The organism is Mycobacterium celatum (genome assembly GCF_002101595.1).
GTDB lineage: Bacteria > Actinomycetota > Actinomycetes > Mycobacteriales > Mycobacteriaceae > Mycobacterium > Mycobacterium celatum.
In genome coordinates, this window is sequence record NZ_LQOM01000040.1 from 121,279 (window position 1) to 144,614 (window position 23,336).

Below are 23,336 nucleotides of genomic sequence, written 5' to 3' on the forward strand. Positions count from 1 at the left end.
GTGCCCACCTCGAGCATCTACATCACGTCGCCGGAAGGCGACACCGGTAAGTCGACGATCGCGCTGGGCGTGCTGCACCTGCTGGCCGCCACGGTGGCCCGGGTCGGCGTGTTCCGGCCGATCGTGCGGGCGGGCGGCGGTGATCGCAAGCGCGGCGAAGCCGGGCGCAGCGGGTCGCCGCGGGTTGATACCGATCGCGACTACATCGCAGAACTGTTGTTGGCGCACGCCACCGCCGGCCTGTCCTACGAGCAGTGCGTCGGGGTCACCTACCAGCAGCTACACCAGGACACCGACGCCGCGCTCACCGAGATCGTCGACCGGTTCCACGTCGTCGCTGACCAGTGCGACGCGGTGGTCATCGTCGGCAGTGACTACAACGATGTCGCGGCCCCCGCCGAGCTGTCGGTCAACGCCCGCATCGCGGTCAACCTCGGTGCGCCGGTGGTCTTGACGGTTCGTGCCCTGGGCCGCACGCCCGACGAGGTCGCCCAGGTCGTCGAGATCTGCCTGGCCGAACTGGCCGCCCAGCACGCCCACGCCGCGGCGGTGGTGGCCAACCGCTGCGACCCTTCGCACATGAAGGCGGTCGCTGCGGCGTTGAGCGGGTTCGAACCGAACACCTACGTGCTGCCCGACGAGCCGCTGCTGGTCGCGCCGACGGTAGCCGACCTGCAAACCGCCGTAAACGGCACTCTGCTGTCCGGTGACACCGAGCTGATGGGCCGCGAGGCGATGGGGGTGGTGGTCGCCGGGATGACCGCCGACCATGTGCTGGAGCGGTTGAGCGACGGGGTGGCGGTGATCACCCCGGGCGACCGCTCCGACGTCGTCCTCGCCGTGGCGAGTGCGCATGCGGCAGAAGGGTTTCCGTCGCTGTCGTGCATGATCCTCAACGGCGGGTTCGAGCTGCATCCGTCGATCGCCGCGCTGGTGTCCGGGCTGCGGTTGCGGCTGCCGATCATCGCGACGACGCTGGGCACCTACGACACCGCCAGCGCCGTCGCGTCGGCGCGCGGCCGGATCACCGCCGGCTCACAGCGCAAGATCGACACCGCGCTGGCGCTGATGGAACGCAACGTCGACGTCGCCGAACTGGTTGCGCGGCTGGCGATCCCGATTCCGACCGTCACCACGCCGCAGATGTTCACCTACCAGCTGCTGGATCGTGCCCGCTCGGACCGCAAGCACATCGTGCTGCCCGAGGGCGACGACGACCGCATCCTGCGCTCGGCCGGACGGCTGCTGCAGCGCCGGGTGGCCGACCTGACGATTCTCGGCGACGAGAACGAGATCCGGTCCCGGGCAGCCGAACTCGGCGTCGACCTGTCGGTGGCCGCGGTGCTCGACCCCCGCACCAGCGAGCTGCGGGAGAAGTTCGCCGACCAGTACGCCGAGCTGCGAGCCGACAAGGGCGTCACGCTCGAGTTGGCGGGTGAGGTCATGCGCGACGTGTCCTATTTCGGCACCATGCTGGTATACAACGGTCTGGTCGACGGGATGGTGTCCGGCGCGGCGCACACCACCGCCCACACGGTGCGGCCCGCGTTCGAGATCATCCGCACCGCGCCGGACGTCTCCACGGTGTCGTCCGTCTTCCTGATGTGCCTGCCGGATCGGGTGCTGGCCTACGGCGACTGCGCGATTGTCCCGGACCCGACGGTCGAGCAGCTGGCCGACATCGCGATCAGCTCGGCCCGCACCGCTGCCCGGTTCGGCATCGAACCGCGGGTGGCCATGCTGTCCTACTCCACCGGTGACTCCGGCGCGGGCGCCGGCGTCGACAAGGTCAGGGCGGCAACGGAATTGGTTCGCAGCCGGGCACCGGAGCTGCTGGTCGAGGGACCCATCCAGTACGACGCCGCGGTGGACCCGTCGGTGGCCGCGACCAAGCTGCGCGAATCGGCGGTGGCCGGGCGCGCGACGGTGCTGATCTTCCCGGACCTCAACGCCGGCAACAACGCCTACAAGGCCGTGCAGCGCAGCGCCGGCGCCATCGCGATCGGCCCGGTGCTGCAGGGCCTCAACAAGCCGGTGAACGACCTGTCCCGCGGCGCCCTCGCCGAAGACATCGTCAACACCGTTGCCATCACCGCGATCCAGGCGCAGGGGTCATGACCGTGCCCCTCGTGCTGGTGATCAACTCCGGCTCGTCGTCACTGAAATACCAGTTGCTCCAGCCTGATTCCGGCGAGTCGCGGGCGGATGGCCTCGTCGAGCGGATCGGCGAGCGCGGCTCGGAGGTTCCCGACCACGATGCGGCACTGCGGCTGGCGTTCGACCGGCTGGCCGACGACGGGATCGACCTGAAGACCTGCGGGCTGACGGCGGTAGGGCACCGGGTGGTGCACGGCGGCCAGGACTTCTACCGGCCCACCGTCCTTGACGATGCGGTGATCACCAAGCTGAAAGAGCTGTCGCCGCTGGCCCCGCTGCACAACCCCCCGGCGCTGCGGGGCATCGAGGTGGCCCGCAAGCTGCTGCCCGACGTCCCGCACGTCGCGGTGTTCGACACGGCCTTCTTCCACGACCTGCCGCCGGCCGCGGCGACCTATGCGATCGAGCGCGACCTGGCCGACCGGTGGCAGATTCGCCGATACGGCTTTCACGGCACGTCGCACCAGTACGTCAGCGAGCAGGCGGCGGCTTTTCTGGGCCGGCCGGTGCGCGAACTGAATCAGATTGTGCTGCACCTCGGTAACGGCGCTTCCGCGTCGGCGATCGTGGGTGGCCGACCCATCGACACTTCCATGGGGTTGACTCCGTTGGAAGGCCTGGTGATGGGCACCCGCAGCGGCGACATCGACCCGGGGATCATCGGGTACCTCTGTCGTGAGGCGAAGATGAGCGTCGACGACATCGAGTCGATGCTCAACCATCGCTCCGGGGTGCTGGGACTGGCCGGCGAACGCGACTTTCGCCGGCTGCGGGAGATGATCGAATCCGGTGACAGCTCAGCGCAATTGGCTTACGACGTGTTCATCCACCGGCTGCGCAAATACGTCGGCGCTTATCTGGCGGTGCTGGGCCGCACCGACGCCGTGAGCTTCACCGCCGGCATCGGCGAGAACGCCGCGACGGTGCGTCGCGACGCGCTGAGCGGCCTTGCGGCACTGGGCATCGAGGTCGACGAGCAGCGCAACCTCGAGCAGGCTCACGGCGTGCGGCGGATCTCCACCGACGCCTCACCCGTTGCCGTACTGGTGATTCCGACCAATGAAGAACTGGCCATCGCCCGCGACTGTCTGAGCGTGATTGCGGCGCGGTGAAGGCTACAGTTTGGAACATGGGTGAGCAGCCTGGCATTGCACCGATCGGGACGCAATTCGGCCGCTACAAGATCCGCGCGCTGCTTCGCCACACCGGCGTCGGTCAGGTCTACGAGGCCACAGACACGGCCAAAGAACGCACGGTCGGTCTCACGCTGCTGCCGCCGACCGTGGATCGTGATCGGTTCTTCCGCGAAATGGACGTCGTCGCGGGGCTGAAAGAACCGCACGTCATCCCGGTCCTCGACTGGGGGGAGATCGACGGGCGCTGCTATGTCGCGACGCAATGGGTGCCGGGGGAGACGCTTCAATCGCTGGTGGCCACATTCGGGCCAGTCGACGCGGTACGCGCGGTGGCAATCATCGAGCAGATCGCCGCGGCTCTCGACGCTGCGCACGCTGTTCGGCTGATCCATCGGGATCTCAAGCCGGAGAACATCGTTGTCACCGACGAGGGCGACGCGTACCTGCTCGGCCTCGGCATTGCCGACCCGACACTGAGCGCGCCCGGGCCGACGGCGACTTCCTATGCGTATATGGCACCGGAGCGTTTCGACCAAGGGCCCGTGACCAACCGCGCCGACGTCTATTCGCTCGCCGCTGTCCTGACCGCCATCCTGACCGGCGACCGGCCGTTCCCCGCCGCGACGACGGTGGGCCAGGTCATCAAGGCCCACCTGACCGCCCCGCCACCCAAGCCCAGCTTGGCCCGGCCGCACGCCATTTCGGCCCGGTTCGACGGCGTCGTCGCGCGCGGAATGGCGAAGAATCCCCAGCAGCGGTTCGCCACGGCGGGCGATCTCGCTCGCGCCGCCCGCGACGCGCTCGCGGGCGCCGGGGAGGCACCCACGATGGTTCGCCGGGCCAGCGACCTCGGGAAGGTCATCGCCGCTCGGCGCGGCGGCGGCCGTCTCCCCGACCCGATTCCCAACCTGGACTTCTACTCACAGGAGTCCGCCGCGCCGCCGTGGCGGCGCTCCAGGCTGCTGCCGCTGGCGATCGGTGTGGTGGCGCTGCTGGTGCTCGCTGCTGTTGGCGTCGTCGTGTGGCGGGTGGCCGCGACGGGCGGAGAACCGCACGCCCAACCGTCGGCCGCGCCGAAAACGTATCAACCGACCGTGCTGCCGTTCACCGGGCTCACCGGTCCGGAGGGCGTGGCGGTGGACCCGGCGGGCAACGTCTACGTCGCCAACATCGACAACGACCGGGTGCTGAAGCTGGAGTCCGGCACAACCACCCAGACCGTGCTGCCGTTCACCAACCTGAAGGAACCGTACGGCCTGGCGGTCGACAAGGACGGCAACGTCTACGTCGCCGACACCGACGGCAACCGCGTAGTGAAACTCGATGTGGGGACAACCAATCAGACTGTGCTGCCGTTCGACGGGCTCAACCGGCCAGAGGGGCTTGCGGTGGACACGGCGGGCCGCGTCTACGTCGCCGACACTCTCAACAACCGAGTCCTGAAGCTCGATGTGGGATCGACCAGCCAGACCGTGTTGCAGTTCAACGGCCTCGAACGGCCCAAGGGGGTCGCGGTGGACAGGGCCGGTCGCGTCTACGTCACCGATACCGGCAACAACCGGGTGCTCAAGCTGCCGCCGGGATCGACCAGCCAGGAGGTACTCCCGTTCACCGGCCTGAAAGACCCGTCCGGACTGGCGGCCGACGAGCAAGGCGCTGTCTACGTCACCGACGGCAGCAGGGTGGTGCGGTTGGACGCGCGGTCGAACCAGCAGACCGTGGTGCCGGTCACCGGCCTCGGCTACACCCGGGGTGTGGCGGTGGACGACGCAGGCAACGTCTACGTCACCGACTACGGCAACGACCAGGTGGTCAAGCTGGTGCCGAGCTGACCTACAGGAACCCCAGCGCGCGCCTGCCGCTGCCGACCGCCGGGGTGGGGTCGGACTGCAGGGTCCGCGCCAGCAGCTCGTAGTAGACGTCGCGAAAGTCGGTGGTGGGCTTCAGGTCTCCGTTGTCCAGGTCGGTCAGGCTGGGCTCGTCGCCGTAGAAGCCGCCCCTGACCGGTGCGCCGGCGACGAACACGGGGCCGGCGGTGCCGTGGTCGGTGCCCTGCGACGCGTTGGCCCTCACCCGCCGGCCGAACTCCGAGTACGCCAGCACGACGACGTTCCTGCCGTACCGGTCGCCGGCCATCTGCTGCAGGAACGGCGTGAGCGCGTCATCGAAGGTCGCCAGCAGGCGCTGCTGCGTTTCGCGTTCGTCGGCGTGGGTGTCGAATCCGCCGAGTTGCACCGTGTAGACCCGGGTCGGCACCCCGGCGCGCACCGCGCCGGCAACCATGCTCAGCTGGGCGGCCAGCCAGTTGTGCTCCTCGCCGGTCGGTTTGATGTCCGCGAAGGTGGTGTCGGTGGTGCGGCTTGCGCAGTAGGCGGCGCACACCGCGGACATCGCCGGGGTGTCGTCCGGGTCGTCGACGCCCAGCGCCGCCTTGGTCGCGGCGAATCTGTCCGCCGACTCCGGCGCTGCGGTCGGGGAAAGTGCTGCGGCCGTGCATTTTTCACCTACCGCCAGCGGCGGCAAAACCGATCCGATGTTGACGGCGCGCAGTGGATCGTCGCCCGTGGCGTCGAGCCAGCGGCCGATCCAGCCCGTCGAGACGGGCTCGGCCGGCGAGGCTGTCTGCCAGATATCCATGGACCGGAAGTGGCTGTGGTCGGGCCGCGGGTAGCTGACTCCCCGCACGATGGCCAGCTTGCGCTGGTTCCACAGCTGGGCCATACCTTTCAAAGCAGGGTTGAGCCCCAGCTGCTGGTCAAGGTGCAGCACATCGCCCGGGGCATAAGCAAGTTCAGGGCGGGCGTCGTGATAAGCGTTGTCGGCGTGCGGGATTACGGTGTTGATGCCGTCGTTGCCGCCGTAGAGGGTGACGATCACCAGCACGCCCCTGCCGTCGGCCAGCGGTCGATCGTGGGCCGCCCGCAACAGGTCGGGCCAGCTGACCGCCACCGTCCCGGACAGCAGACCGGCAGCGCCCACCCCCGCGCTGGCGATCAGGAACTTGCGGCGATTCATGATGTCAAGTACTCCGGTGTGTTCACCGCCGCGGCCAGCAGCTGCACGGGCTTGCGCGCCAACGGCTTGAGTGCGGCGACGGTCCGATCCGACCACGCCCCGACGCCGATGAGATAACCCGCGGCGTCGATGCGGTCCTCGGCGGCGGCGTCCTCTATCGCGGACAGGTCACCGGCGCGGGCCAGGTTGCTCGCCGCGCGCAACCGCACGTCGGCGCTGGCGGTGGACAGCCACACCTGACCGTGAGGCCACCCGCCCACGTCCGGCGGGTAGAAAGGCCGCTGCCCCAGTGCTTTCAGCGTCGCGTCGGCGGTCTTGAGGCGTTTCGGGGTGTCGAGCGGAATGCGCAGGGTCCGGATCATTCCGACGAGCCACTCCACGGGCGTGTTGACGATCGCAGCACGGGCACCGAGGAACTCGTCGTCGGTGAGGATCGCCGTGGTCAGCGCCTTCAGGTCGCGGCCCGGGCCGTAGGCGGCGGCGACGCGGTCCAGTGCGGCTCTTGATGGCGGGTCGTCGGAAGCCAGCTGCTGCCACAGCCGTCCGGCGACGTATTCCGCCGACTTCGGCTGGGCCAGCACGGTGTCGCAGAATCCGGCCGCGTCGAAATCACCCGTGGCACCGAGCACCGTCTTGGTGGTGTCGTCGTGGCGCCTGGGCAGCATCGACGTTTCGCCACCCGGCTTGATCACCCAGCCGGTCAGAGCCCGGGCGCCGGCCCGCACGTCGTCCTCGGTGTAGCCGTTGCCGTGGCCCAGCGCGAACAACTCCATGAATTCGCGGGCCAGGTTTTCGTTGGGGGCCTTGGCGGTGTTCGTCTGGCCGTCAAGCCAGCGCAGCATCGCCGCATCGGTCAGCATCGCGTAGGCCAGCGTCCGAAAGTCGCCGAGTGCGAGCGTGCGCAGCTTCTGATTCTGCGCCGCCATGTAGTCGGCGACCCGGACCTTCTGTGCGGAGGTGGCGAAGTGGTTGTGCCACAGCAAGGTCAACTTCTCGTGGACCGGTTGCTCGACCGAGGCCATGCGATGCAGCCACCACGCCGACAGCTCGGACATCTGCTCGGATAGCTGCCGATTGTGTGCCTTTCGCGCTTCTTTGGTTGCGCCCTTGCCAGGCGCGCGCGGCACCTCGAAGGTGGGCATCGGCGTCGCGCGGGCCCCGGGGTCGGCGTCGGGGTCCGAATCCAGCGCCGCCGCAACGTAAGTCGGCCAGTCTTGCGCGACGACCGCGTCGACGGTCGGGCCGCTCACCCCGAACCCTGTGCGGCGCAGGATTCGGGCAGTGGTGATCCACCGGTCGGATTGCCCCGCCATGACACAACTGTGAACCGTGGACCTGGAAATTTGCTGAGGACACGCTTTGTTTGCCTGTGGATATCCGGAGTCGTGGTTTTGGGCCGCGTGCGAGGGTTGCGCGATGGGGGAGCCGTTCGTCGGCAGCGAGGCGTTGGCGCGTGGGGCAGTGAGTCGGCATCAGTTGCGGACGCGGTACACGGCGGTGTTTCCGAATGTGTATTTGCCGAGGCGGCCCGAGCCGACTCTCGAGCAGCGCATTGCCGCGGCATGGTTGTGGTCTGATCGCCAGGGGGTGATCGCCGGAACAGCGGCCGCCGCTCTACACGACGCCAAGTGGATCGACGACGACATCGCCATCGAGTTGCTCTACCCCAATGCCCACCCTCCGCCAGGTGCGGACGCGTCGTGACGTGTTGCTCGATGGAGAAGTCATGACCGTGGCCGGCCGCGCGGTAACCACACCCGAGCGCACCGCCTTCGACATCGGCCGGCGTGAGGCACCGCGCTTGGCGGTTGCTCGACTCGACGCACTGGCGCGCGCATCGGGATTCAAGATCGACGACGTTGCCTCCCTCGCCCTACGCCACCGCGGCGTGCGTGGGCTGCGGCGATTGGAGGACGTGCTCAACCTGGTCGACGCGGGCGCGGAATCTCCCCGGGAAACCTACCTGCGGCTGCTCCTCATTGACGCCGGCCTGCGCCGGCCGCAGACGCAAATTCCCGTCGTGACCGCGGTGGAAACGTACTACTTGGACATGGGTTGGGAAGATTGCATGGTCGCGGTCGAATACGACGGCGACCACCATCGAACCGATCCACTGCAATACCGCAAGGACATTCGGCGGCGGGAGACGCTCGAGCGGCTGGGCTGGATCGTCATCCGCGTGGTCGCGGGCGATCACCCGGTCGACATCCTGCGCCGGGTGCGTCAGGCATTGCAGTCGCGGAAATCGAGTGTGCACTGAGGGTTTTCAGTGTGAAGCCATGGCGGGAAAATTGCGAAAACCCCGCCCTACGTGCACAATCGACGCCCAGGATTCACACTCGACGCGCAAGGGAGCGGGCGCCTAGAACGTCGACGTGGGCCGCACCCGGTTGGCCATGTCGACCAGCGTGTAGCGATGCGCCTGCGTGGGCGCCACCCGGGCCAGCGCGCGCAGCGACGCCTCGACGCCGAGGCGCAGCCCGTGTCCGGTGAACGGGAAGCCGAGGATGTGGTTGGTGCTGGCCTCGTGGCCCGCCTCGAGCCAGTCCATCGCGCTGCCGAGCACCAGGGCGCGGATCTGCAGCACCCGCGGCTCGGTCGGCGGCAACGCCTCCACCCGCCGCGCGGCGTCGCGGATATGCTCCTCGGTGATCTCGCTGGTCGACCGGCCGGACAGCAGCGTCACCGCACTGGTAAGCCGCGCGGTGGTGAAATGCCTTGAGCTGGAGGGCACTTCGTCGAGGATGCGCACCGCGGCTTCGCGGTCGCCTTCGGCCGACAGCGCACGGGCCAGGCCGAACGCCGCCGAGATCACCCCGTCGTCGGTCTCCCACACCGTCTCGTAGAACTTGTGCTCGTCGGAGCTGCCGGCCAGCTCCGAGGTGGCCGCCAGCGCCAACTTGGGGGCCAGCTCGCCGGGGAAGGTGTCGAGCACCTCGCTGAAGTGCTTGCTGGCCGATTCGTAGTCGCCCGTGAGCAATTCGGCGACGGCGCGATACCAGACCAGCCGCCATCGCCAGCCGACCCGCTCCGCCAGGTCGTCGAGTTTGCGGGTGGCCTTGGCCACGTCACCGAGGTCGAGCAGCGCACGGACCTCCATCAGCGGCAGTTCGACTGACTCCGACAGATCGATCCCTTCCGAATCCAGCGAGCCGTGCCGGACCGCGCGCAGCGAGTCCAGCGTCTGCACCGGCTGGGAGAGCACCGTCGCCTGCAGCAGCGGCGCGGCGACGTCGGCCGGGTCGACCAGCGGCACCGGCAGCGCGGTCACGATCTCCTTGGCGGTCAGCTTCTCCGAGTGCACCTGGCCGTCCAGATACACGTCGGTGTGCGCCACCAGCAACTCCACCCCGAACGTCGAGCGGGTGCGGGAAAAGATCGTCGACAGGCCGGGCCGCGGCACACCGGTGTCGTGGGCGACCACCTCGCGCAGCACACCGGACAGCTGGCCGGCCATTTCCTCGGCACTGCCGAAGCGCCGCCGCGGGTCGGGGTCGATGGCGCGGCGCAGCAACCGGGCGAACGAGTCGTATTCGGCGAGCACCGGGTCGTCCTCGGGCAGCCCTTCGACGTAGCGCCCGTTGCGGGTGCGCAGCGTCATCGTCAGGGCCGCCAATGTCCGGCCCACCGTGTAGATGTCGGTGGCCACCGTCGGCCCGGTGCGCACGATCTCCGGCGCTTGGTAACCGGGCGTGCCGTACAGGTAGCCGAACGAGTTGATCCGCGACACCGCGCCCAGGTCGATCAGCTTGAGCTGCTCCTCGGTGACCATGATGTTCTCCGGCTTGAGGTCGTTGTAGACCAAGCCGATGGAATGCAAATACCCAAGGGCGGGAAGGATTTCCAGGATGTAGGCGATGGCCTCGGCCACCGGCAGGTTCACGCCCCTGCCCCGCTTGAGCGACTGCCCGCCGACGTACTCCATCACGATGTAGCCGACCGGGTCGCCGTGCCGGTCGGGATGCTCGACGAAGTTGAAGATCTGCACGATCGACGGGTGCACCACCTCGGCGAGGAACTGCCGCTCGGCCATCGCGATCGCCTGCGCTTCGGCGTCACCGGAATGCACCAAACCCTTGAGCACCACCGGCCGGTCGTTGACGTTCTTGTCGAACGCCAGGTACACCCAGCCCAGCCCGCCGTGCGCGATGCAGCCCTTGATCTCGTACTGACCGGCGACCACGTCGCCCGGATTCAGTTGCGGCAGAAACGAATACGGGCTGCCACAATACGGGCACCAGCCCTCCGAGAGGGCCTTGCCGTCGGGGCTGGAGCGCCCCACCGGCCGGCCGCAGTTCCAGCAGAACCGCTTGGACTCCGGCACCACCGGGTTGGGCATCAGCGCTTCGAGCGGGTCGATGTCGGGCACCCGCGGAATCTCCACCAGGCCGCCGCCCAGCCGCCGGACCGGCTGAGCCACTCGGGTCGTCGTCACCCGTTCCTGCGACTCGGTCTCGACGGTGCGGGCTGAGCTGCTGTCCTCGTCCTCGTCGTCGTCGAAGTGCGGCCGGAACAGCGCCTGGGTGGACACCGGGCGCATCTGCGCGGCGGAGTCGGCCGTCGCGTCGGGCGGCTCCGTGCCGGGGGAGACGACGTCGTCGTCAGGCTTGTCCATCAGTCCAGATACCTCGGGGCGGGTGGGGCCGGCGCCGGACCGAGCACGTTCAACCACTTGCGGTACAACGTGTTCCAGGTGCCGTCGCGGCGGATGCGTTCCAGGGTGCCGTTGACGAACCGGACCAGCCCGGTGTTGTTCAGGTTGACCCCGATGCCGTAGGGCTGGGTGTCCATATTGGGCCCGACGATGTGCAGGTACGGATCCTGCGACACCAGCCCGGCCAGGATCGTGTCGTCGGTGCTGACGGCGTCGACCTCGCGCTGCTGCAGCGCCACCAGGCAGTCGGCCCAGTTCACCACCTCCACGATCAGCGGCGGCGGCGCGATCTCGCGGATCCGGCCCAGCGAGGTGGTGCCCTTGGCCACGCAGACCCGCTTGCCGGACAGGTCCGACGGCTTGGTGATCGCCGAATCGCTGGGCGCCAGGATCCGTTGGTTGGCGTCGAGGTAGACGGTGGAGAAGTTGACCAGCTTGCGCCGCTCGCAGGTGATCGTCATGGTCTTGACGACGATGTCGACGAGCGACTTCTGCAGCGCGGTGATGCGTTCGGCCGACGACAGGATCCGGTATTCGACCGAGGTCGGGCTGCCGAAAATGTCGCGGGCCACCTCGCCGGCGATGTCGACGTCGAAACCGGTGATCTGGCCGGTGATCGGGTCGCGGAAGGACAGCAGGTTGCTGCCGATGTCGAGGCCGACGATCAGCCGGCCGCGGCCGCGGATGCCGCTGACCGCCTCGTCGGCCTCGGCCTTGGTGGCAAACGGCCGCAGGCTGGCGGTGACGTCGCAGTCGGCGTTGGCTTTCTCCGGCGGGCGCGGCGGCTGCGGCGGCAGCTCCTGCATGCCGGCCGGGGTGGGCGGCGGCAGCGTCGGCACCGGCGCCACCACCATCGACGCCGAGTGCCCGCAGCCGGCCAGCAGCATCAGGACGGCGCACAGGATCGCGAGCGGGCGTCGTCCGATGGCGCCGACCCCCAGGGCCCGGCTCCGCCGTGCTTGCGATCGCCGCGTCATCGGTACTCGTTCAGTCGGGGCCACAAGCCAAGTGCGACCGCGATGGCGGCGCCGAGGCTGAGCACCACGCCGCCGACCGTCGCGCCGGACAGCCCCTGGCGCGCGTTGAGGATATCGGTGCGCAGCTGGTTGCGGCTCTGCTCCATGGTCTTGCGCAGCGCCTCGTCGAGCTTGTCGAACGCGGGGCTGGAGTCGTCTTCACCGTTGCCGAGCGCAACCTGGGTGGCGGCCTGATAGTTGCCCACCGAGATGTAGGCGTTGATCCGGTCGTTGGCCTGGCGCCAGCGGGCCAGCAGCTGGCCCGCGTCGTGCAAGTCGGTCTTGTCGACTGCGTCGCCGCGGGACAGGTATTCGTCGAGCTGGGTGTGCATGGCGTCGATGCGTTGGTAGAAGGACTGCTGGCGGACTTCTTCGTCCCCGCGCCGGATCAATGACAGCGTCTCGTCGGCACGCGCCTGCTGGGCGGTGATCGACAGGTTGGTGACGGTCTTCAACGATTCTGCCGCAGTGTTTTTCGCGCTGCGACTACCCGAGGTGGAAATCGCCAGGGCCGTTCCAACCCACACCACCATAATGAGGATCGCCAGTGCGCCGACGACGAGACCGGGGTTGATGCGTCGTTTCGTACGCCGGGCCAGCCAGCGGTGCGCGAAGGCGCCGAAGATCACCGTGGTGACGACGACGAGGATCACCGGAGCCGGAATCTGAGTGGATGCTGTTGTCTCACTGTCCACCCGCTCGGAGGTCTGGCGGTAGAGCTGTTGGGCATCGGGCAGGATCCGCGACTGCATCAGCGCCGATGCCTCGGACAGATAGGACGAGCCGACCGGGTTGCCCGCCCGGTTGTTGGTGCGCGCGATCTCGATCAGCCCGGTGTAGACGGCCAGCTCGGCGTTGATCCGGCCCAGCAGCTGAACCAGCGGCTCGTCGGTCAGGCCGCTCGATGCCCGGGTGACCGCGACCGCGGCGTCGGTGATGGCCTGCTCGTAACGTTGCCGGACGGTCCGCGGCTCGGCCTGGGCGATGAACGCGGTGGCCGCCGCCGCGTCGGCCACCGACAGCGTGGTGTAGAGCCGGCCCGCCGCGAACGACAGCGGCTCGGTGTGATTGAGGACGGTGGTCAGCGCCTGCTGGCGCTGGTTGATGGTCGTCGAGGTGGCAAACGCGCTGAGCCCGCCCAGAATCGCCAAGATGACGCCGATGGACAGGATGCGGCCCGGTGTCGTCGAGATGAACCACCAACGCGGGTGCGCCGGTTCGATTGGCGACCGCGACCCCAGCGGCTCAGTCGACGGGTGCGCCAACTCAACGGTCACGTCTCTTCGGACCTCATCTCTTCGCTGTGTGTCGCACGAACTCTATAAAAGAAGTCTAAGAGTTTGTCCCGCGGATGCGGGGAAGCTGGGCCTTTGTGACCTGCTTATCCTGAACGCGTGCGCGGCGACGGCGACGGCTGGGTGATTTCCGACACCGGTGTGCCGTACTGGGGCCGGCACGGCGCGGCGGGTCTGCTCTTGCGGGCTCCGCGCGCCGACGGCAGCCCCGCGGTGTTGCTGCAACACCGTGCGCCGTGGAGTCATCAAGGCGGCACCTGGGGTCTGCCGGGGGGTGCCCGCGACAGCCACGAGACCCCCGAGCAGGCCGCCGTGCGGGAAGCGCTAGAGGAGGCCGGGCTGACCGGCGAGCAACTGGCGGTGCGCGCGACGGTCATCACCGCGACGGCGGGCGGCACCGACTGGACCTACACCACCGTCGTCGCCGACGCCGGCGAGTTGCTGCCCACCGTGCCCAACCGGGAAAGCGCCGAGCTGCGCTGGGTCGGCGAGGACGAGGTGGCCGACCTGCCGCTGCATCCCGGGTTCGCCGCCAGCTGGCAGCGGCTGCGTGCCGCCCCGGCGACCGTGCCGCTGAGCCCGGGCGACGAGCGGCGGCGTCACCTGCCGCGCACGGTCGAGATCGAGGCGGGGGTTTTCCTGTGGTGCACGGCGGGCGGCCCGGAGCACGCGCCGTCTCAGCTGTCCAACCGGATCAGCTCGCTGCTGCCAGCGCCGAACTGAGCCGTTCGGCGGCGGCGCGGGGGTCCTGGGCCGCGGTGATCGCACGCACCACCACCACCCGGCGGGCGCCGGCCTGGATGACCTCGGGCAACCGGTCGGCGTCGATGCCGCCGATGGCGAACCACGGTTTGTCGGTCGCCATTGCGGCTGCTGCCCGGACCAGCGGCAGGCCGGGTGCGGGTCGACCGGGCTTGGTCGGGGTCGGCCAGCACGGGCCGACGCAGAAGTAGTCGACGTCCTCGGCCAGGGCGCCGGTGATCTGGTCGACGTCGTGGGTGGAGCGGCCGATCAGTGTTTCGGGTGCGACGATCGCGCGCGCCACCGGTAGCGGAAGGTCGTTTTGGCCCAGGTGCAGCACGTCGGCGCCGGCGGCGCGGGCGATGTCGGCGCGGTCGTTGACGGCGACCAACGCCCCGTGCCGGCGGGCGGCGTCGGCCAGCACCTCGAGCGCCGCCAGCTCGTCGCGCGCCTCCAACGGCCCGAATCGGCTCTCCCCGGCGGAGCCCTTGTCGCGGAGCTGGATGATGTCCACCCCGCCGGCCAATGCAGCCTCGGCGAACTCGGCCAGATCACCGCGTTCGCGGCGGGCGTCGGTGCACAGGTAGAGCCGCGCTGTCTCGAGCCGGGCAGCAGGTTCGTGCACACCGCGACGCTAGCCGCTAGCGTCGGGTGCATGCCCGCCGAGACTGCGCCCAGTGCCACGAAGTGGCAGAAATCGCGCGCTCAGTGCAGTCTCGATGCCGTCACTGCAGGGTCACTGGCCGTCATCGGCGGAGGTGTCATCGGCCTGTCGGTGGCGCGCCGGGCGGCCGAGGCCGGCTTGTCGGTGCGCGTGCATCGCACCGGCGACCACGGGGCGTCGTGGGTGGCCGCCGGCATGCTGGCCCCGCACAGCGAGGGCTGGCCCGGCGAGGAACGGCTGCTGCGGCTGGGCCTGGAGTCGCTGCGGCTCTGGCGCGAAGACTTCGGATTGCCGCCGCACGTGATCACCGCGCGCGAGTCGCTGGTGGTCGCCGTCGACCGCGCCGACGCCGCCGACCTGCGCACCGTCGCCGATTGGCTGTCCGCGCAAGGCCATCCGGTGATCTGGGAGCCGGCCGCCCGCGACGTGGAACCCCTTCTGGCCCAAGGTATCCGGCACGGCTTCCGGGCGCCCACCGAGCTGGCGGTGGACAACCGCGCCGTGCTCGACGCGCTCGAGGCGGCGTGTGAACGGCTCGGCGTGCAGTGGGGCGGGCCGGTGCGTGACCTGACCGACGTCGACGCAGACGCCGTCGTGATCGCCAACGGGATCGACGCGCCGACGCTGTGGCCCGGCCTGCCGATCCGCCCGGTGAAGGGCGAAGTGCTGCGGCTGCGCTGGCGCAAAGGATGTATGCCGGTGCCGCAGCGGGTCATTCGGGCCCGGGTACACGGGCGTCAGGTGTATCTGGTGCCCCGCCCCGACGGCGTGGTCGTCGGCGCCACCCAATACGAGCACGGCCGCGACACCGCCCCGGCGGTCTCCGGTGTGCGCGACCTGCTCGACGACACGTGCGCCGTGCTGCCGGCTCTCGGCGAATACGAACTGGCCGAGTGTGCCGCCGGGCTGCGGCCGATGACACCGGACAACCTGCCACTCGTGCAGCGCCTGGACGAACGGACGTTGGTGGCCGCCGGCCATGGCCGCAACGGTTTTCTGCTGGCGCCGTGGACCGCCGAACAGATTGTTTCCCAATTGGTTCCGGTGGGAGCGCAGGCATGATCGTCCGCGTCAACGAACAACAGTTGCAGGTCGATGACCAGACCACGGTCGCGGCGCTGCTGGAATCACTGGGGTATCCCGATCGCGGTATCGCGGTGGCGCTGGACCAGGCGGTGCTGCCCCGATCGAGTTGGACCACAACACTTTCCGACGGAGCCCGCCTCGAGGTGGTGACGGCGGTGCAAGGTGGCTGACAAGCTCACAATCGCCGGGCGTGAATTCTCGTCGCGGCTGATCATGGGCACCGGCGGAGCGGCCAACCTCGCGGTGCTCGAGGAGGCGCTGATCGCGTCGGGCACCGAGCTGACCACCGTCGCGATACGCCGGGTCGACGCCGAGGGCGGCACCGGGATGCTCGACCTGCTGGGCCGGCTCGGTATCACGCCGCTGCCCAACACCGCCGGCTGTCGCAGCGCCGCGGAGGCTGTGCTCACCGCGCAGCTGGCCCGCGAAGCGCTGGGCACCGACTGGGTCAAGCTGGAAGTGATCGCCGACGAACGCACCCTGCTGCCCGACGCCGTCGAATTAGTCCGCGCCGCGGAGCAATTGGTGGACGACGGGTTCGTCGTGCTGCCCTACACCAACGACGACCCGGCGCTGGCGCGGCGACTGGAGGACACCGGCTGCGCCGCCGTGATGCCGCTGGGCTCGCCGATCGGCACCGGGCTCGGAATCGCCAACCCGCACAACATCGAAATGATCGTCGAGGCCGCCGGTGTCCCGGTGGTGCTCGACGCCGGCATCGGCACCGCCAGCGACGCCGCGCTGGCGATGGAATTGGGTTGCGACGCAGTGTTGTTGGCCAGCGCGGTGACCCGGGCCGCCGACCCGCCCGCGATGGCCGCCGCGATGGCCGCCGCCGTCACCGCCGGCTATCTGGCGCGCAACGCCGGCCGGATCCCGAAACGCTTCTGGGCGCAGGCTTCCAGCCCGTCGTTATGACGAAACGCTATGTCGCGCTGGGCAGTTCGATGGCAGCCGGTCCCGGCATCCGGCCTCGCGCCAAAGGTGCGCCGTTCGGATCGGGACGCTCGGCCCGCAACTACGCGCATCTCGTCGCGCAGCGATTGAACCTCGATCTGGTCGACGTCACGTTTTCCGGTGCCACCACCGCCCACGTACTCGCCGACCGGCAGCGCGGTGCACCGCCGCAAATCGACGCACTCGACGGGTCCGAAGAGCTGGTCACCATCACGATCGGCGGCAACGACGTCGGATACGTGCCGTTCCTGATGGCGGCCGCCTTGCCTGCACCGGCGCGGCTGCTGCCGCCGATCGGCAACCTGCTCAACCGTGATGCCCGCGAACAGGCCCTCGGCCAAGTCGGCGACTCGCTGCGGGCTGTCGGCGCGGTGGTGCGTCGGCGTTCCCCCAACGCCCGGGTGATGTTCGTCGACTACCTGACGATGCTGCCGCCTGACGGCCAAGCCGCACCGCCGCTGTCGAAGGCCGACGCCGAGCTGGGCCGCCACGTCGCCGCTCGCATGGAGGAGCTCACTGCCGCGGCCGCACAGGCCACCGGCTGCGAAATCGTGCGCGCCGGCCACGCCAGCCGCGAGCATCATGCCTGGTCGGATGACCCGTGGACGGTGGGCGCCGCATTGCCGCTGCCCTGGCGTGCGGCGCCGTTTCATCCCAATGCCGCGGGGATGCGTGCGGTGGCTGAGTTGATTCTGGGCCGGTCCTGACTGATTAAGGCCCTGCCGGCGGGGGTAGGCGTCTGCCGATGCATCTGTTCGAGCTGGGCCGCTGACATGGCATGCGCGCCGGCTGAAAAGCCGGGATACGACCACACCGCCGTCGTCTATCGGTCTCCGGACGAATATCTCGGCTCCGTCGTACCCTTTGTCGCCGAGGGGTTGGCCCGGGGGGAGCCGGTGTGGGCGGCGGTCCCCAAAGACAAAATGGCGTTGTTGTGCCGCGCGCTGGGTGACTCGGCGGGGCAGGTGGCGTGGGTCGACATTGCCGAGCTGGGCCGTAATCCGGGGCGCATCCTCGCGGCGGAATTGGCCTTCGTCGAACGGCACCGCCACCGACCGGTCCGCATGGTCGCCGAGCCGATATGGCCCGGCCGCAGCACGCTCGAATACCCGGCCTGCATCCAGCACGAAGCCCTGGTCAACGTGGCCTTCGTCGACTACCAGGTGACGGGCCTCTGCCCGTATGACGCGTCGCTGCTCGACGACACCGTGCTGGCCGACGTTCGGGCCACCCATCCACTGATCCGGTGGAACGGATCGCGCGAACGCAGCACCGACTACGCCGTCGACGCCGCACTAGCGCGCCGCAACCAACCGCTGGCCGCCAGCCCCGCGTCGGTGCGGTACACGGTCGCGCGGCCCCACGACCTCGCCGGGGCGCGCCGATACGGCCGTCGTTACGCCCGACTGCTCGGCCTGCCCGTCGACAGAGTCGCCGACCTGCAACTCGTCGTCACCGAGTTAGCCACCAACAGCCTGCAGCATGCCGGGACGGCATGTCGGCTCTCTCTGTGGGAGCACGAGCGCCACCTGGTCTGCGAAGCCCGCGATAACGGCTCGTTCTCCGACCCTCTGGCCGGGCGGCGGCCGCCGAGTCGCGACCAACCCAGCTCGACCGGACTCCTCGTCGTCAACGCCGTCGCTGACCTATTGCGCACGCACACCACGCCGGAGGGCACCACCATTCATGCCTATCTACGGCTCGACACCACGTCGTCGACATGACCGCCGCAAATATCTCGATTATGTGGTGGGGGTGGTCGGGAGTGGTTGAGTATGGAGCGCGATGACACGACGGCATGGTGAAGTCACTTCCGCCGCCGGCCTCAATCCGCTGGGCCACGTGGCGTGGGGTTACCGCGACCGCTCGGAGTTTCTGACCCGCGCCGCCGAATACATCGCGGACGGCCTCGCGCGAAACCAGCGCGTGTTGTACGCGTGCGACGCCAGCGCCGCCGCCCTGCGCAACGAGCTGGACGAGATGGGTTTCGGCGACGCGGTGCGAGCCGGGCAGATCGCGGTCACGCCGGTGGCCGAGCATTACCGGTTCGTTCCGGGCACCGACGTCGTCGATGCCGACGCGACGATAGCCGACGGGGTGGCCGCGATGAATTACGTGGTCGGAGCCGGGTGCAGCGGCTGTCGCGCGGTGGTCGACGGGGCGGTGCTGGTCCGCACGCCCGAGCAACGTGCCGCGTTCACCCGCCTCGAGTATCTCGTCGACGAGAAGATGGCGGTGCTGCCGTTCGCGGCGCTGTGTGCCTACAACCTCACCCTTTTGGGTGACGCCGCCAAGGAGCTGATATGCCTGCACCCCTTCGTCAATGCGGGTGCGGTCGGCTTCCGCATCTATGCAGAGCAGGGCATCGACTTCGCCTTGGCCGGTGAACTCGACGCCGCCGGCCACGAGGCGTTTACCACTGCGCTGCAACGGATCTGGCCGCTGGCCGCCGGCGACGAGATAGTCATCGACGCGCGTGCGTTGGACTTCGTCACGCACCCTCAGCTCTGTGCGCTGGATCGGCTCGCCGCAGCGGATGGGCGGCACGTCGTTTTGCGGACCGACCGGCGCATGGTGGCCCGGCTGGCCGAGCTGCTCGAACTGACCAACGTGTGGGTGGAAGCAGCCGATCTGGCCGACGCCGGCTGACGGTGGCACCGCGGCGCGATTGGGTTGCCGCCAACGTCTAACGTGGGCTCGGTGGCTAACAAATCGAAGGCAATCCTGATTGTCGCTGCGACGGCGGCATTGCTGATCGGCGGCTGCGGCACGTCGAAGTCTGCCCAGCCCGCGTCGTCGGCCGCCTCGAATTTCGCGACCTCCCTGCGGCAGAAGATCAGCACCGACGCGATGATGGCGCACCTGTCGAAACTGCAGGACATCGCCCGCGCTAATGGAAACACGCGTGCGGTGGCAACCCCTGGTTATGACGCCAGCGTCGACTACGTGGTAAACAAGCTGCGCGACAAGGGGTTTGACGTGCAAACCCCGGAGTTCCAGGCTCGGGTATTCCACTCCGAGCCGGGTTCGGTGGCGATTGGCGACAAAACCTTCGAGGCCCGCGCGTTGCAGTTCAGCCTGCCCACCCCGCCCGACGGGGTGAGCGGACCGCTGGTGTCCGCTCCCGTCGACGACAGCCCCGGCTGCACCCCGTCCGATTACGACAAGCTGCCGGTGAAGGGCGCGGTGGTGCTGGTGGACCGCGGCACCTGCCCGTTCACCGAGAAGGAGGAGGCCGCGGTGCAGCGCGGCGCAGTAGCGCTGATCGTCGCGGACAACGTCGACGAAAAAGAGATGGGCGGCACGCTGGGCGACAAAGCCGATGTCAAGATCCCGGTGGTCAGCGTCACCCGAGCGGCGGGGGTGCAGTTGCGCGACAAGCCCGGACCGGTCACCGTCAAACTCAAGGCGGAGACCCGAGACATCGCGGCCCGCAACGTCATTGCGCAAACGAAGACCGGTTCCACCTCCGATGTGGTGATGATCGGGGCGCATCTGGACAGCGTCCCGGAGGGGCCCGGCATCAACGACGATGGCTCCGGTGTAGCCGCGGTGCTGGAAACCGCGCTGCAGCTGGGCAGTTCGCCGCAGGTGCACAACGCGGTGCGCTTCGGCTTCTGGGGCGCAGAGGAACTCGGGCTGATCGGGTCACGCAAGTACGTCGAGTCGCTGAACCTTGATGCGCTGAAAGACATTGCGCTGTATTTGAACTTCGACATGCTGGGATCGCCGAATCCGGGCTACTTCACCTATGACGGAGACCAGTCGCTGCCGGTCGACAAGCGGGGCGAGCCGATTGTGCCCGAGGGCTCCGCGGGTATCGAGCGGTCGTTGGCCGCGTATCTGCGCTCGGCCGGCAAAACCCCGCAGGACACGTCGTTCGACGGGCGGTCCGACTACGACGGGTTCACGCTCGCGGGTATCCCGGCAGGCGGCTTGTTCTCCGGCGCCGAGAACAAGAAGTCCGAGGAGCAGGCCAAGCTGTGGGGCGGCGAGGCGGATCAGCCGTTCGACCCCAATTACCACAAGGCCACCGACACCCTTGACCATGTCGACCGCACCGCGCTGGGCATCCACGGTGCCGGCGTCGCCTACGCGACCGGCCTGTACGCCCAGGACATCAGTGGCCGCAACGGTGTTCCGATCCGCGATGACCGCACCCGCCACGAACTGAAGAAGTAGTTGGTGTTGCTTGCGCAACGCCTCGATGGCCCCTTCACTACTACCGGTGCGGACGACCTACTGCGGTGGGCCGCATGCCCTGCTGCAGAAATCACGGGTTATCCACAGTTGGCGTTTCATCCACAATCGGTCGATTGATCGGAGCTAGTCGAACAAACTTTCGATAGCGTCGAGTCATGAGTTCATGCGCGCAAGCCCTGCCCGCAGACGCGGCGCGCGCACAGGTCCGCGCGGAGCTCGAGCTCATCGAGGCCGCCTATGGTCGGCTCCGTGCGACGTATACCGACCTGGTGGGCAATGCCTTCCGCGTCGAGACGGCCGAGCGGCTGGAGACTTTGGACCGGCTCAACCGTGGACTGTCCTACCGAATATTCGGCGAGATCGCCGACCCAGCCGACGGGCCCGACGACCCCGCGCTGCCGGCCGACGTCTCAATGCGTCGCCTGCTGTGCTCGCGGCTGCGAATCACCTCTGCGGAGGTCAAGCGACGGTTTCGAGTGGCGGCGCGGATTCGTCCACGACGCTCGTTGACTGGCCCCTCCCTTCCGCCTGAACTGCCGAAGCTGGCCGAGGCCGTCGAGCAGGGCAAAGTGGGTGACGACCACATCGCCGCGGTCCTGCACGCGCTCGATGTTCTGCCGTCGACGGTCAGTGCCGTCGACCGCGACAAGGCCGAGCGCATCCTGGTCAGGCACGCCACCAAGCAAGACGCCAAGTTCGTGGCCGCAGCGGGCGACCGGATCAGCGACTACCTCAACCCAGATGGCAACTTTTCCGACGAGGACCGTGCAAAGCGGCGCGGCCTGGTGCTGGGCAAGCAAGGTGTCGATGGCATGAGTCGGCTGAGCGGCTGGCTGGACCCGGAAGCCCGTGCCTATGTGGAAACCGTGACCGCGGCGATGCGGCCGGGGCGTCATCTTCCCGAGAATGGAGATCCACCCCCCGAGCAGCGCGATGACCGCACGCCCGCGCAGCGCTGCCACGACGGGCTCAAGCTGGCTCTGCGGTACGGAATCTCGTCCGGCGAGCTGGGTGTTCATCGCGGCGTTCCGGTCACCGTGATCGTGACGACCAAGCTCGCCGACCTCGAGCAGGCGGCTCGTGCTGCGCAAGACCCAAGCATTCCAATGCCGCCCCCGGCCCGCACCGGAGGAAACAGCCGCCTGCCAATGCGCGACCTGATCCGCATGGCCGCCAACAGCATTCACTATTTGGCGGTCTTCGAGGATCACTCGGATCGCCCGCTGTATTTGGGTCGCAGCAAGCGGATCGCCACCCTTGATCAGCGTTTGATCTGCTACGCCCGTGACGGCGGTTGTACGCGCCCGGATTGTCTCGAATCGGGCTACCATTGCGAGGTTCATCACGCAGTGAACTGGGCCAAAGGCGGGCTCACCAACGCCGACAGCCTCTATTTCTTATGCGCGCCCGACCATTCCGAGGCAACGGACGGCCACGTCACCACAACAGTGACCGACGAAGGCCGCCTCGCCTGGAGCGATGGCACCGGCCCACCACGGGTCAACCGCATCAACCGTCCCGACGAGCTACTCGACGACGATGAAGACCCACCGTTTTAGCGTGGATCAGTTCGCTTTCCGGATGCGCTCGAGCGTGACTCGTGCAAGGCGTATCGACAACGACGGCGAGAGCCGCTCTAAGTACCAGAATGTCTTCCACCGCGCCGGCACGACGATGATCGCGTCTTCACGCAACACTGCGCGAAGGGCGCGCTCGGCGAACTTTTCGGGCGGCATCGGCCGCAATTGCTCCCAGCGCCGCAGGATTTCGTCGTCGCTGAGGCCGGCCTTCTCGGTCCGTCCATACCGGCCGCCGGTGAGTATCGGGGTCCTGATCACCCCAGGACACAGTACCGAGACCCGCACACCATGGCGCTCAGCCTCGATCCGCAACGTCTTCGATCGCGACCACGGCGTGTTTGGTGGCGGTGTAGCTCGCCTGCCCTGCCGTTGTGACAAGACCGGCCATGGAGGCCGTATTCACGATGTGGCCGGAGTGCTGCCGGATCATGATCGGATAGACCGCCTGGATGCCGTGCACGACGCCGCGCAGGTTCACGTCGAAGACGTCGTTCCAGTCGTCGAGCGTGTACGAGTCGACCTCCCCGGCGACCCCGATGCCGGCATTGTTGAACAGGTAGTCGATCCGCGCCGATTGCTCTACTGCTTCGCCAACGGCGCGCTCGAACGACGAATAGTCGCGCACGTCAAGCTCGATCGCGTGCGCCTTTCCGCCGCCCCTGCTAAGGCGTTGGGCCAGTTCCTGCGCCGGTCCGACCTGGCGATCGGCGATCCAGACCTTGGCGCCCCCGCGGGCCAACCGGGTAGCCAACGCGGCGCCGATGCCCGACGCGCCGCCGGTAACGAATGCGACCTTCCCCGACACGCTCGACGCCATCGCGAAAGGATATCG

The 23,336-nt window shown here is 68.5% G+C and carries 18 protein-coding genes and 2 pseudogenes; 13 read left to right on the forward strand and 7 right to left on the reverse strand.

Annotated features, from left to right (window positions below; all coding sequences use genetic code 11):
• From pta to AWB95_RS18430, 3 genes are read left to right on the forward strand one after another with little or no spacing between them, the layout of a single operon-like run.
• The gene (pta, locus tag AWB95_RS18420; protein ID WP_062538831.1) at window positions 1–2,118 is read left to right on the forward strand and encodes a phosphate acetyltransferase; all 2,118 of its coding nucleotides are present in this window, start codon (window positions 1–3) and stop codon (window positions 2,116–2,118) included.
• A complete protein-coding gene (locus tag AWB95_RS18425) occupies window positions 2,115–3,269 on the forward strand; it encodes an acetate kinase (RefSeq protein WP_062538832.1) in 1,155 nt (384 codons plus the stop codon). Before pta ends, AWB95_RS18425 begins: the two co-directional genes overlap by 4 nt.
• A 17-nt stretch (window positions 3,270–3,286) precedes the next feature.
• Window positions 3,287–5,125, forward strand: coding sequence for a serine/threonine-protein kinase PknD (locus AWB95_RS18430; protein ID WP_062538833.1), 1,839 nt, complete (start codon window positions 3,287–3,289; stop codon window positions 5,123–5,125).
• A gap of 1 nt (window position 5,126) precedes the next feature.
• Here AWB95_RS18430 and AWB95_RS18435 read toward each other — a convergent pair whose 3' ends face one another.
• Both AWB95_RS18435 and AWB95_RS18440 read right to left on the reverse strand, forming a co-directional pair.
• Complete coding sequence (locus AWB95_RS18435) at window positions 5,127–6,308, reverse strand: DUF1501 domain-containing protein (protein ID WP_062538834.1); 1,182 nt, start codon at window positions 6,306–6,308, stop codon at window positions 5,127–5,129.
• On the reverse strand, window positions 6,305–7,621 hold the full coding sequence (locus AWB95_RS18440) for a DUF1800 domain-containing protein (RefSeq protein ID WP_062538835.1): 1,317 nt from the start codon (window positions 7,619–7,621) through the stop codon (window positions 6,305–6,307). Before AWB95_RS18440 ends, AWB95_RS18435 begins: the two co-directional genes overlap by 4 nt.
• A gap of 103 nt (window positions 7,622–7,724) precedes the next feature.
• Between AWB95_RS18440 and AWB95_RS18445 the strand changes: the two are divergent.
• Window positions 7,725–8,568, forward strand: a pseudogene (locus AWB95_RS18445) (DUF559 domain-containing protein).
• A 102-nt stretch (window positions 8,569–8,670) separates the two neighbouring features.
• On the opposite strand, the gene AWB95_RS18450 reads toward AWB95_RS18445, so the two are convergent.
• The 3 genes from AWB95_RS18450 to glnX all read right to left on the reverse strand — a co-directional run bounded on the left by AWB95_RS18450 (window position 8,671) and on the right by glnX (window position 13,255).
• On the reverse strand, window positions 8,671–10,923 hold the full coding sequence (locus tag AWB95_RS18450; RefSeq protein ID WP_062538836.1) for a serine/threonine-protein kinase PknG: 2,253 nt from the start codon (window positions 10,921–10,923) through the stop codon (window positions 8,671–8,673).
• The gene (locus tag AWB95_RS18455) at window positions 10,923–11,849 is read right to left on the reverse strand and encodes a glutamate ABC transporter substrate-binding protein (protein WP_238600894.1); all 927 of its coding nucleotides are present in this window, start codon (window positions 11,847–11,849) and stop codon (window positions 10,923–10,925) included. The genes AWB95_RS18450 and AWB95_RS18455 overlap by 1 nt, the downstream gene beginning before the upstream one ends.
• Before the next feature lie 86 nt (window positions 11,850–11,935).
• The gene (gene glnX / locus AWB95_RS18460; RefSeq protein ID WP_062541853.1) at window positions 11,936–13,255 is read right to left on the reverse strand and encodes a protein kinase G-activating protein GlnX; all 1,320 of its coding nucleotides are present in this window, start codon (window positions 13,253–13,255) and stop codon (window positions 11,936–11,938) included.
• Between the two features lie 117 nt (window positions 13,256–13,372).
• Between glnX and AWB95_RS18465 the strand changes: the two genes are divergently transcribed.
• Window positions 13,373–13,996, forward strand: coding sequence for an NUDIX hydrolase (locus AWB95_RS18465; RefSeq protein ID WP_085168490.1), 624 nt, complete (start codon window positions 13,373–13,375; stop codon window positions 13,994–13,996).
• Here AWB95_RS18465 and thiE read toward each other — a convergent pair.
• Window positions 13,968–14,639 (reverse strand): thiamine phosphate synthase, encoded by a 672-nt coding sequence (gene thiE / locus AWB95_RS18470; RefSeq protein ID WP_085168491.1) that lies wholly within the window; start codon window positions 14,637–14,639, stop codon window positions 13,968–13,970. The genes AWB95_RS18465 and thiE overlap by 29 nt on opposite strands.
• Window positions 14,640–14,669: 30 nt before the next feature.
• Here thiE and thiO point away from each other — a divergent pair, with 30 nt between their 5' ends.
• The 8 genes from thiO to AWB95_RS18510 all read left to right on the forward strand — a co-directional run bounded on the left by thiO (window position 14,670) and on the right by AWB95_RS18510 (window position 22,483).
• Entirely contained in the window at window positions 14,670–15,740 is a 1,071-nt protein-coding gene (gene thiO, locus AWB95_RS18475; protein WP_238600892.1) for a glycine oxidase ThiO, read from the forward strand.
• On the forward strand, window positions 15,737–15,934 hold the full coding sequence (gene thiS / locus AWB95_RS18480; protein WP_062541936.1) for a sulfur carrier protein ThiS: 198 nt from the start codon (window positions 15,737–15,739) through the stop codon (window positions 15,932–15,934). The genes thiO and thiS overlap by 4 nt, the downstream gene beginning before the upstream one ends.
• On the forward strand, window positions 15,927–16,682 hold the full coding sequence (thiG, locus tag AWB95_RS18485; RefSeq protein WP_085168492.1) for a thiazole synthase: 756 nt from the start codon (window positions 15,927–15,929) through the stop codon (window positions 16,680–16,682). Before thiS ends, thiG begins: the two co-directional genes overlap by 8 nt.
• Entirely contained in the window at window positions 16,679–17,428 is a 750-nt protein-coding gene (locus AWB95_RS18490) for an SGNH/GDSL hydrolase family protein (protein ID WP_085168493.1), read from the forward strand. Before thiG ends, AWB95_RS18490 begins: the two co-directional genes overlap by 4 nt.
• A gap of 66 nt (window positions 17,429–17,494) precedes the next feature.
• Window positions 17,495–18,445 carry an anti-sigma factor RsbA family regulatory protein gene (locus AWB95_RS18495; protein WP_062540094.1) on the forward strand — a complete coding sequence of 317 codons (951 nt, stop codon included), beginning with the start codon at window positions 17,495–17,497 and terminating at the stop codon, window positions 18,443–18,445.
• Window positions 18,446–18,506: 61 nt separating this feature from the next.
• On the forward strand, window positions 18,507–19,370 hold the full coding sequence (locus tag AWB95_RS18500) for an MEDS domain-containing protein (protein WP_062540095.1): 864 nt from the start codon (window positions 18,507–18,509) through the stop codon (window positions 19,368–19,370).
• Between the two features lie 99 nt (window positions 19,371–19,469).
• Window positions 19,470–20,903, forward strand: coding sequence for a M28 family metallopeptidase (locus tag AWB95_RS18505; RefSeq protein ID WP_373280774.1), 1,434 nt, complete (start codon window positions 19,470–19,472; stop codon window positions 20,901–20,903).
• A 176-nt stretch (window positions 20,904–21,079) separates the two neighbouring features.
• Entirely contained in the window at window positions 21,080–22,483 is a 1,404-nt protein-coding gene (locus AWB95_RS18510; RefSeq protein WP_062540096.1) for an HNH endonuclease signature motif containing protein, read from the forward strand.
• A gap of 6 nt (window positions 22,484–22,489) precedes the next feature.
• On the opposite strand, the pseudogene AWB95_RS18515 reads toward AWB95_RS18510, so the two are convergent.
• A pseudogene (locus tag AWB95_RS18515) lies at window positions 22,490–23,321 on the reverse strand (SDR family NAD(P)-dependent oxidoreductase).
• Between the last annotated feature and the right edge of the window lie 15 nt (window positions 23,322–23,336).

Bases quoted from the DNA above. Each gene is read 5' to 3' on its own strand.
- AWB95_RS18425 (WP_062538832.1), top strand. From the start codon at position 2,115: ATGACCGTGCCCCTCGTGCTGGTGATCAACTCCGGCTCGTCGTCACTG.
- AWB95_RS18430 (WP_062538833.1), top strand. From the start codon at position 3,287: ATGGGTGAGCAGCCTGGCATTGCACCGATCGGGACGCAATTCGGCCGC.
- AWB95_RS18435 (WP_062538834.1), bottom strand. From the start codon at position 6,308: ATGAATCGCCGCAAGTTCCTGATCGCCAGCGCGGGGGTGGGCGCTGCC.
- AWB95_RS18440 (WP_062538835.1), bottom strand. From the start codon at position 7,621: ATGGCGGGGCAATCCGACCGGTGGATCACCACTGCCCGAATCCTGCGC.
- AWB95_RS18450 (WP_062538836.1), bottom strand. From the start codon at position 10,923: ATGGACAAGCCTGACGACGACGTCGTCTCCCCCGGCACGGAGCCGCCC.
- AWB95_RS18455 (WP_238600894.1), bottom strand. From the start codon at position 11,849: ATGCTGCTGGCCGGCTGCGGGCACTCGGCGTCGATGGTGGTGGCGCCG.
- thiO (WP_238600892.1), top strand. From the start codon at position 14,670: ATGCCCGCCGAGACTGCGCCCAGTGCCACGAAGTGGCAGAAATCGCGC.
- thiS (WP_062541936.1), top strand. From the start codon at position 15,737: ATGATCGTCCGCGTCAACGAACAACAGTTGCAGGTCGATGACCAGACC.
- AWB95_RS18490 (WP_085168493.1), top strand. From the start codon at position 16,679: ATGACGAAACGCTATGTCGCGCTGGGCAGTTCGATGGCAGCCGGTCCC.
- AWB95_RS18495 (WP_062540094.1), top strand. From the start codon at position 17,495: ATGGCATGCGCGCCGGCTGAAAAGCCGGGATACGACCACACCGCCGTC.
- AWB95_RS18500 (WP_062540095.1), top strand. From the start codon at position 18,507: ATGACACGACGGCATGGTGAAGTCACTTCCGCCGCCGGCCTCAATCCG.
- AWB95_RS18510 (WP_062540096.1), top strand. From the start codon at position 21,080: ATGAGTTCATGCGCGCAAGCCCTGCCCGCAGACGCGGCGCGCGCACAG.